This is a genomic window from Caballeronia choica (genome assembly GCF_001544535.1).
GTDB classification, from domain to species: Bacteria; Pseudomonadota; Gammaproteobacteria; order Burkholderiales; family Burkholderiaceae; genus Caballeronia; species Caballeronia choica.
This window is the reverse complement of record NZ_FCON02000231.1, coordinates 1-8,165: the sequence shown is the minus strand read 5'-3', so window position 1 is coordinate 8,165 and position 8,165 is coordinate 1. Positions and strand designations below refer to the sequence as shown.

Here is an 8,165-nt window from a genome sequence, read left to right as displayed (position 1 = left end):
GGGCTTTCGTGTCCCAGCCACAAGGCGATGACCGACAGGTCGACGCCTGATTGAAGTAGGTGCATGGCAGTCGCGTGTCTCCAATGTCGTTGGAGACATTGCCTCTTTTGAATTCTCAGTGGGTGGTTTGGCGGGTCAAGGGCGGGCGTAAGCCCGGCGCAGCGAACCCTTGAGGCGCACTGATTCGATAAGCTGAGTCATGGCTGGTTGCGGCAGAATGCTGCAACCAGCCATGCAAGACGAAACGAACAATGACGAACCAACTGTTTGAAGCCGCGCTGGGAATCAAGGCCCCGTGGTACGTACAAAGCGTCGACTTTGATGCCGGCAAACGCCAGCTCACGATTGCGGTGGACTTCGTCGCGGGCAGCCGGTTCGGTTATGCCAGCGTCGCCGGCGAGCACCCGGTGCACGACACGCAAATCAAGCGTCTGCGCCATCTGAATTTCTTCCAGCACGAGTGCTATCTGGAAGTACGGGTGCCGCGCGTGCGCTTGCCGGACGGCTCGGTACGGTTGGTGGAACCTGATTGGGTCGGCCAACTCAGCGGCTTCACGTTGCTGTTCGAGGCGCTCGTGCTGATGCTCGCTCAGCAGATGCCGTTTGCTGCCGTGGCGCGCATCGTCAACCTGTCGTGGCACCGGGTTCACGCCATCTGCTCGCGCTATGTGGAACTGGCGCTCGCGTCGGCGGACCTGTCGGAGGTGACGGCAGTGGCGATTGACGAAACCTCGTACCGGCGCGGTCATGAGTATCTGACACTGGTTGCCGACATGCAGGCGCGGCGGGTCGTGTTCGTGACGACCGGCAAGGATGCCAGCACGATTGAACGCTTCGCCGCCTATCTGGGCCAACACGGTGGCAAGCCCGAACAGGTCGGCTCGGTCAGCATCGACATGTCGCCGGCTTTCATCAAGGGAGTCAACGAACATCTGCCCGATGCGCGGCTGACCTTCGACAAGTTTCACGTCGTCGCGCACGCGTCCAAGGCGCTCGATACAGTGCGTCGCCAACAACAGAAGGTCGACCCGGAACTTAAAGGCATGCGCTGGACGCTGCTGAAAGACGCGAACAAACTCAATCTGGCCCAACTGACTGACCTCCAGGCGCTCGTCAGTCAGTACACTACCAGCCGCACGGCACGCGCCTGGCTGTATCGCGAGCAACTGCGCGAAATTCTCGAGCGCAAGCAAATCAATGTCGTCTCCGAGATGTTGCAACAGTGGTGCACCAACGTCATGCGCTCGAAGGTCGAACCGATGAAGGACGTGGTGCGATTGATTCGCCGACACTTCGACGGCATCGTCGCCTGGACCCAGACCCGCCAGACCAACGGCTTCATCGAAGCCATCAACGGACTGTTTCAGGCCGCCAAGCGCAAGGCACGCGGATACGCTCGCTTCGAAACCATGCGAACGGTCCTGTTTCTCATCGCAGGCAAACTCGACTTCTCCGCATTCAACTCGCATGCCCGCTGAAGGCCGTTACCCACTCCGTTTTCAAAAGAGCCGAGACATTGTGCAGAGGATTTTTTGTTTATCGGTCGCGGCTTCGGACGCATGAGCCGGACCGACGGGGTTGGCCCGCGAGCGGTAAATAAAAAATCGTTTGTGCTAAACCGCTCCACGGGCGGTGGCAGCTATGGGCATTGAATGGGCGCCGCAGTGATTCGGGATGCCCAGCGCGTGGCTATCGCACCCGGGTTCAGGGCGATCGCGTGAAGCCTGCGGAGTGAACGCGGCGGGAATGTGAGTTTCAACGGACAAGTAACCCGGCGTTTCAGGGGATTGTGCTGCGAGAGCGAGTCGGAGGCACGAGTTCGGTCGCGCAGGCCTCATCGGGGAAGGCGAACGTGTTCGGGAAGGGGGTCGATGTTGGTTAGTGCACATGGGTCGGGTCAGGAGGAGCGCGCGGCAGGATGCCAGGCACACCGCCTTCGATGCGGACCATGTGGCCCCTGCCGCACACGGGGCAATCGCGAAGTGATTTGCCGGTGAGCCGTAGGTAACGGTCACGGTAGTCTTCCCCGATGGCGGGTGACGCAACGGCCGCAGGCTCGACGCCGAGCAGCCGGCGGCAGGTGGCGAGGCGGGCCGTCCGATGGCGGTTGGCGAGCCACCCGTAGCTGCGGATGCGCTTGAAGCCGTCAGGTAGCACGTGCAGCAGGAAGCGGCGGATGAACTCGTCGGCCGTGAGCGTCATGGTCCTTTGCCGGGCTTCATGCCGGTAGTCCTTCCAGCGGAACTGCACGGCGTGTCCGTCGAAGCTCAGCAGCCGGTTATTGGAGATGGCCACGCGATGGGTGTAGCGGCCCAGGTAATCGAGCACGTGTTCGGCGCCGCCAAACGGTGGTTTCGCGTAGACGACCCACTCCGCGTGAGCGGCGGGCGCGAGCCACGCGGCGAACGCCCGGGCATCACGCAGCGGCTCGAACTGGCCATGGAAGCGCAGCGCGCCGGCGTCGAACGCGCGGCGCAACTGCTCGAGGAACAGGCGGCGAAACAGGCGCGAGAGCACCCGTACCGGTAGAAAGAAGCCGGGCCGGCAGGCGATCCAGCGTTCGCCGTCCGGGGCAATGCCGCCGCCCGGCACGACACAATGCACATGCGGATGATGCAGCAGGTTCTGCCCCCACGTGTGCAGGATCGTGATGAAGCCGATCTCCGCGCCCAGGTGTTTGGGATCGGCGGCGATCGTGCGCAACGTCTGTGCGCTGGTGCGAAACAGCATGTCGTAGAGCGTCTTCTTGTTCTGGTACGCGAGTGCGGCGATGGGCTCGGGCAGCGTGAAGACCACATGGAAATACTCAACCTTGGGGAGCAGTTCGGCGTGCCGGCGCTCGAGCCAGTGTGCGCGGGCGAGGGACTGGCACTTCGGACAGTGGCGATTGCGACATGAGTCGTAGGCGATGCGCTGATGGCCGCACGCATCGCACTGCTCGACATGTCCGCCGAGCGCGGCGGTGCGACACAGTTCGATGGCGCTCATCACGCGCCGCTGGACACGACTGAGCCCGTCGGCATGCGTCTGCCGGTATTGCGGGCCGCAGCGGCGGAAGAGGTCCGCCACCTCGAGCGCCGGGCGCATCGCCGGCTTCAGAAGTACTCGGGCGCAGGTGGTGGGGATGGAATGGGTGCGGGGTGCGGCAGCAGATCGAAGGGACTCTCGGTGGCGCACACGGTGCTGGTTGCGATTCGTAAGTATCGCGAAGTGGTCGCAAGGGACCTATGGCCCATGAGCAGCTGGATCCTGCGCACATCAGTACCGGCTTCCAGCAGATGAGTTGCGAACGCATGCCTCAAGGAATGCGGTGTTATTGGCTTCTGGATGCCACAACGTTGGCGTGCGAGAGCGCAGATTCGCGCGACGGCGGTTCGCGTGATGGGGTGTCCAGGAATATCACCCGGAAACAGCCAGTCGCGGGGATGAGCGTCTTGCCAGTACGTTCTGAGGACCTCGAGCAGACGCGGCGAGAGCATTACGTAGCGATCCTTACGGTTTTTCCCCTGGTTCACACGGATCACCATGCGCTGGCTGTCGATATCGGTGATCTTCAGGTGCACGACTTCCGACACCCGCAGCCCGGCGGCGTACGCGGTCATCAGGATGGTCCGATGCTTCAGGCTGGGGATGGAGTCGAAGAAGGTGGTGATCTCCTCCAGGCTGAGAATGACGGGGAGCCGGACTGGCTTCCTGGGCAATGGGAAATCCTCGTCGCTCCAGGGTCGCTTGAGCGTCACGCGGTAGAGGAAGCGCAGTGCGCCGATCGCCGGGCTGAGACTGGCGGGTGCCAGCTGGCGCTCTTCGCGGAGATGGACGAGCCAGGCCCGGATCTCCTCGGGGCCGAGCAGTTCAGGCGAGCGGCGGAAATGCCGGGCAAAACTCGAAACCTGCAGCAGATACGACTTCTGGGTGTTCTCTGCCAGGTTCCGGATCAGCATGTCGTGCAGCATGCGTTGGCGGAGCAGTGTCATGGCGGACCTCCTGGGAACAGTGGATGGCAATGCCCGGTCGGGCCCCTCCATGCTGCTCCTGGCCGCCTGCTCGTCCCTCTCCCGTGGCCCGGCATCCGGCAACCGTCCTGACCGAACGCCAGGCACTGACCTCCGCTTCCCTCCCACTACCGCGTCAGCGGTTTAGTACTGTCATGAGTATGGTGTGGTAAAAAATATGTACTGCTCGATTGCCAACGAGGCCAAGGCAGCGTCTTTGCTGAAATCGAACAGCACATATTATTCGGCTACAGTGTTCGGAGGAAGGCCATCAGGTCGGGCTGGTCGCGCCATTGCTTTTGTCCTTCGGCAACGCCTTCCACTTCGCATGTCGCCAGCGCCCGCGCCTTTGTTTCCAGCTTCTCTCTCCCTTCCCTGCTGCCACGCCTCGCAGTTCGATCCGCAACAGTGGTTGATCCACCGCGCGGAGTTGCCGCCTCGCCATCGATCACACGCCAGTCGTCCTTTATGACCATCTTCGGCGCCTGAGCCTTTATATCGGCGTGCGCCACTTTACACGAGACGCTTGCCTTGCTATCCGATAATGGGATCACCAACACGGATGTCCGTCCGGATGGAGACGCCTCTGCCGTGAACGTGTGAGTTTCTTCCTAGACTCGGCACATTCGAACGTGGAACGTTTTTGTGCTGGGAGACAAAGGGCCGAGCAGCGATCCGGGCGTACTTGGGCATAATGACGTCATCGCATTCCTTCCGCCCACATCTATGTCTGCCTCCCTCGGTCGCGGCCGCATCAAGCGCAAACCAATGCGCGGCACACTCGTGCGCTATCAGGACCGCATCGCCGAAGTACTCGGCGAAGCACGCGGACAGCGCGTGATGATTCGCTCGATTCACGTCGATGGCCGTGAGCGCCGCACCGCCGTCAAGTGGATCAATCTGCTGCCGCTCGACGGCCAGCTTTTCTAGCCAGGCTGGCTTTGCCGATCCCGCAGGCTTACCGATTCACGGCGTCCTTGAACGCCTTGCCGGCGGCGAACTTCACCGTTTTGGCGGCGGCGATCTCGATCGGCTCGCCCGTCTGCGGATTGCGGCCCGTGCGCGCAGACCGCTCGCCCGTGGCGAACGTGCCAAAGCCGATCAACTGAACACTATCGCCGCCAGCGACCGCTTTGGACACGGCGTCTAGCACAGCGTTTATTGTCTCGGCTGCCGCGCTCTTGCTGATGCCGACGTCCGATGCGACCGCGTCGATCAGTTCCTGCTTGTTCATGTGAGTTCCTTGCGAAGGTTAAATCTGGGCCGAGTGCACTCAGCGCACGCTACCTTACCGGAAAGCCGCTCGCGCGCAAAACGGCGCGCTGTTGACGGTGCGAGGCTTTGTGGTCGCGACTACGCGCAAAGCCCACCGACTCGTTCCTGACCGAGTCGAGCGTACCCCGAACTCGAGCCCCTCGGATCGCCACGCAGACAGCCCTCGACCGTGTGTCCGCATGCTCAGTGCAGACCTACTGTCGTCATCAAGGTGTCACGCGATGTACGGCGAGTACCGGAAAGGGACGTCCTACCCATGAGTCTGCGGCCGTCTCACTCGTCCATGGCATCGCTGTTGGGGATGACGGACCTACTGTGCGTCGCTTCCCACTCCCGACGCGTCTTCGCCAATTCCTCCGCCAAAAGCTTCTCATCCGGCAGAACCATGTGGTATTCAGCTGCGAGCACTTTGTTCGGCAAACCTTCGAGTGCGTATCGGGCGACGGCTGCATTGTTGCGAGCACACAGGATCAATCCAACGGGAGGATTTTCTCCAGGCAAGGTCCAGTGCTCACGCGCGTAATTGCAGTACATGTGCATCTGTCCGACGTCGGCGTGGTTGAGTTCGGTAAGCTTCAGATCAATGATTACCAGGCAGCGCAGACGCCGGTGAAAGAACAGCAAATCCACCCGAAACCAGGTCTCGCCAATACGCAGCCGTCGCTGACGGCCGACAAATGTGAAATCGCCCCCGAGTTCAAGCAAGAAGTCTTCGAGTCGGTGAACCAGTGCGTCCTCTAACTGAGATTCCGGAATACTCGTCTTTCAAGTTGAGGAACTCAAGGACGTAAGGATCCTTGATGGCTTCCTCAGGTGTCACGAGGTCGGCAGGCAGCACTTTGCTCCCCTTCTCCACCATTGCACGCTTATTTTTCGAGAGCATCGCGCGCGTATGAAACTGGCTACTGATCTGGCGATCAAGTTGGCGTACGCTCCATCCGCCGCGCAACGCCTCCGCTTCGTAGAAGGCCCGCTCCTCAACCGACCGGGTGCGGCGCATGAGATGAATGTAGTGCGTCCAGGAAAGCGGGAAGGCAGCCGCCACGGTTTCGGGGTCCAAATTCCGAATTACTGATTCGGATTTCGAGCGCTCGCCTTTGCTGGCCGATTTCCGAATCAGTGATTCGGAAATCGTCTCGAACGGGTAGGTCTGGTAAAACAGTCGCATCAATTCGAGATTATCGACCCCGAATCCCCGACCGAACTGACCGGTTAAGTCGGCGGACAGGCGACCGAGCAGCGCCTGCCCATAAGCCGCCCGATTCTGGCCGCCCTGCTCAAACTCAACAATGCGTCGGCCGATCTGCCAATAGGTTCCAGTCATCAGCGCGTTAACGCTGCGCGCCACTGCCCGTCGTCCGCGCTCGAGCAGCGCGACGATATCATTGTGAACCCCTAGATACTCTGCGTTTTTTAATGCAATGCTAGTCATAGTCCAGACGCGCCCGCGTCGTTGGTTCGCTTACAGATTGGTGCCGTCCAGCGCGCGTCGGTCCCCGGCGCTGCACGACAAGGCAAAAACGGCGCCCAAGCGAGCTGCCGTTTAGTGTCGCCCGCAGCCGTCCCGAGTCTTGTCGCGGGCATCAGCAAGCGGACGACAAATGGGGAGTCGACCTTCTGCGATAAGCGCCCGGCCTCTCGGTCACTCCACCATTCGCATAAGCCTAGTGCGGTTAGGGGAAGGCAACGGCGACACCTTACCGGAAACAGCCGTCTATCGACAAATACCCTACCAGAGACCGGCATGTTCGCCCCTGCCTGACGAAACAAAAGTGGACGCGTTTCCGCAGTAAGACTCGGACACCCTACGCGATCCAACTCAGCCACGGCGCTTAACGCGTTTTCATATAGGCGGCGTACAGCCCGTCGTGCAGACTCCGCAGCGCCTTGCGCCGCTCGACCAGTTCCGGCTGGCTCCCGCGTCGCTCCAAATCCAGAATCTGGAGCAATAATCGCGTCGCCCGTTCCGGCGACGTGTGGCGCGAAGGCTGCGCGGTGCGCAGCGACGGGGCCAGACACGGTTTTTCGATCAGCAGCCACGCTGGAAACCACGCCAGATCGGCGAGACCTCCCGCGCCGTCGAACTGCGCATCGAATCGCCGACGCAGTGCATCCAACGATGCGTCGTTGAGGCGCGTCAGCAGGTCGGCAAAGCGTCGTGGCGATAGCCATGCAAGTTCGGTCAGCAGTGCCCACGCCACTTCCAGTCCGTCGGCGCGGTAGCGCACCTCCGCCATCCAGGCAAGCGGCGCCGGAATACGACGCCACGCCTCGATGTGTTCGACCGCATTGCGGGCGGCCGTCCAGTCACCCGCACGTAGCCACAACGCTACGGCATGGTGGTCGCTCGCGTCAGCGCAGAACGGCAACGCAGCCGCGCGCCGCGCACGTGCGCGCCAACACGGTGCGAGCCACGCGTGGGCCTTGGCTTCGCCGAATAGCCGCCGAGCGGCCGGCTCAATCTCGGCATTCAGCCGGCGGCAGCATGCGTCCATCGCCTGATGATCCGCAAAAGGTGGCGCCGCGTCCTCGCCAAGCTCGCCGATCAAGCCGTCGAGTGCGGCCAGGGTCTCGTCGTCCGGATAGTCGTCGTGCAACTTTCTCCAGGCGAGTCGCGCGGCACTGGCGTTGCTCTCAAGAAGCGCATCGAGGACATCGTTGCGAAGCATCACATCGCGACTGTCAGCGAAGATATCGAGCTGCATGGTGGCCACACCGAAAAGTGGATCGATCAAGTCACGGCAGCGTAGCTCACTTCATCGGATCGGTACAGGCGGGACGCGGCTGATGTCCCCCTGGAATCGCGATGCGTGCGGCTTTGATTGGCAACGATTGCCCCTCACAGACCGCTCAAAGCGCTCCGATATGCCACCGCCGTCAATTCCGCCGCCGTCAATT

General features: G+C 61.7%; 7 protein-coding genes and 2 pseudogenes. 2 read left to right on the top strand and 7 right to left on the bottom strand.

The window, feature by feature from the left end:
* Positions 1 to 80: pseudogene (locus tag AWB68_RS50190) on the bottom strand (tyrosine-type recombinase/integrase); the annotation flags it as partial.
* 171 nt (positions 81 to 251) lie between these two features.
* On the opposite strand from AWB68_RS50190, the gene AWB68_RS40610 reads away from it, so the two are divergent.
* The gene (locus AWB68_RS40610; protein WP_087649815.1) at positions 252 to 1,478 is read left to right on the top strand and encodes an ISL3 family transposase; all 1,227 of its coding nucleotides are present in this window, start codon (positions 252 to 254) and stop codon (positions 1,476 to 1,478) included.
* Between the two features lie 400 nt (positions 1,479 to 1,878).
* Here AWB68_RS40610 and AWB68_RS40605 read toward each other — a convergent pair whose 3' ends face one another.
* The 3 genes from AWB68_RS40605 to AWB68_RS49120 all read right to left on the bottom strand — a co-directional run bounded on the left by AWB68_RS40605 (position 1,879) and on the right by AWB68_RS49120 (position 4,468).
* A complete protein-coding gene (locus AWB68_RS40605) occupies positions 1,879 to 3,087 on the bottom strand; it encodes an IS91 family transposase (protein WP_087649814.1) in 1,209 nt (402 codons plus the stop codon).
* An 8-nt stretch (positions 3,088 to 3,095) separates the two neighbouring features.
* Entirely contained in the window at positions 3,096 to 3,974 is an 879-nt protein-coding gene (locus AWB68_RS40600) for a tyrosine-type recombinase/integrase (RefSeq protein WP_087649813.1), read from the bottom strand.
* 266 nt (positions 3,975 to 4,240) lie between these two features.
* Positions 4,241 to 4,468 carry a hypothetical protein gene (locus AWB68_RS49120; RefSeq protein ID WP_200828935.1) on the bottom strand — a complete coding sequence of 76 codons (228 nt, stop codon included), beginning with the start codon at positions 4,466 to 4,468 and terminating at the stop codon, positions 4,241 to 4,243.
* A gap of 292 nt (positions 4,469 to 4,760) precedes the next feature.
* Between AWB68_RS49120 and AWB68_RS40590 the strand changes: the two genes are divergently transcribed.
* Entirely contained in the window at positions 4,761 to 4,922 is a 162-nt protein-coding gene (locus AWB68_RS40590; RefSeq protein WP_235028781.1) for a hypothetical protein, read from the top strand.
* A 28-nt stretch (positions 4,923 to 4,950) separates the two neighbouring features.
* On the opposite strand, the gene AWB68_RS40585 is transcribed toward AWB68_RS40590, so the two are convergent.
* The 3 genes and pseudogenes from AWB68_RS40585 to AWB68_RS40575 all read right to left on the bottom strand — a co-directional run bounded on the left by AWB68_RS40585 (position 4,951) and on the right by AWB68_RS40575 (position 7,972).
* Positions 4,951 to 5,226: an HU family DNA-binding protein gene (locus AWB68_RS40585; RefSeq protein WP_087649810.1), complete on the bottom strand. Its 276-nt coding sequence runs from the start codon at positions 5,224 to 5,226 to the stop codon at positions 4,951 to 4,953.
* 314 nt (positions 5,227 to 5,540) lie between these two features.
* Positions 5,541 to 6,699: pseudogene (locus AWB68_RS40580) on the bottom strand (PDDEXK nuclease domain-containing protein).
* A 400-nt stretch (positions 6,700 to 7,099) separates the two neighbouring features.
* Positions 7,100 to 7,972 (bottom strand): hypothetical protein, encoded by an 873-nt coding sequence (locus AWB68_RS40575; RefSeq protein WP_087649809.1) that lies wholly within the window; start codon positions 7,970 to 7,972, stop codon positions 7,100 to 7,102.
* Positions 7,973 to 8,165 lie beyond the last annotated feature (193 nt).

Coding starts and splice junctions, on each gene's coding strand:
- AWB68_RS40610 (WP_087649815.1), top strand. CDS start 252: ATGACGAACCAACTGTTTGAAGCCGCGCTGGGAATCAAGGCCCCGTGG.
- AWB68_RS49120 (WP_200828935.1), bottom strand. CDS start 4,468: ATGGTCATAAAGGACGACTGGCGTGTGATCGATGGCGAGGCGGCAACT.
- AWB68_RS40605 (WP_087649814.1), bottom strand. CDS start 3,087: ATGCGCCCGGCGCTCGAGGTGGCGGACCTCTTCCGCCGCTGCGGCCCG.
- AWB68_RS40575 (WP_087649809.1), bottom strand. CDS start 7,972: ATGCAGCTCGATATCTTCGCTGACAGTCGCGATGTGATGCTTCGCAAC.
- AWB68_RS40585 (WP_087649810.1), bottom strand. CDS start 5,226: ATGAACAAGCAGGAACTGATCGACGCGGTCGCATCGGACGTCGGCATC.
- AWB68_RS40600 (WP_087649813.1), bottom strand. CDS start 3,974: ATGACACTGCTCCGCCAACGCATGCTGCACGACATGCTGATCCGGAAC.
- AWB68_RS40590 (WP_235028781.1), top strand. CDS start 4,761: ATGCGCGGCACACTCGTGCGCTATCAGGACCGCATCGCCGAAGTACTC.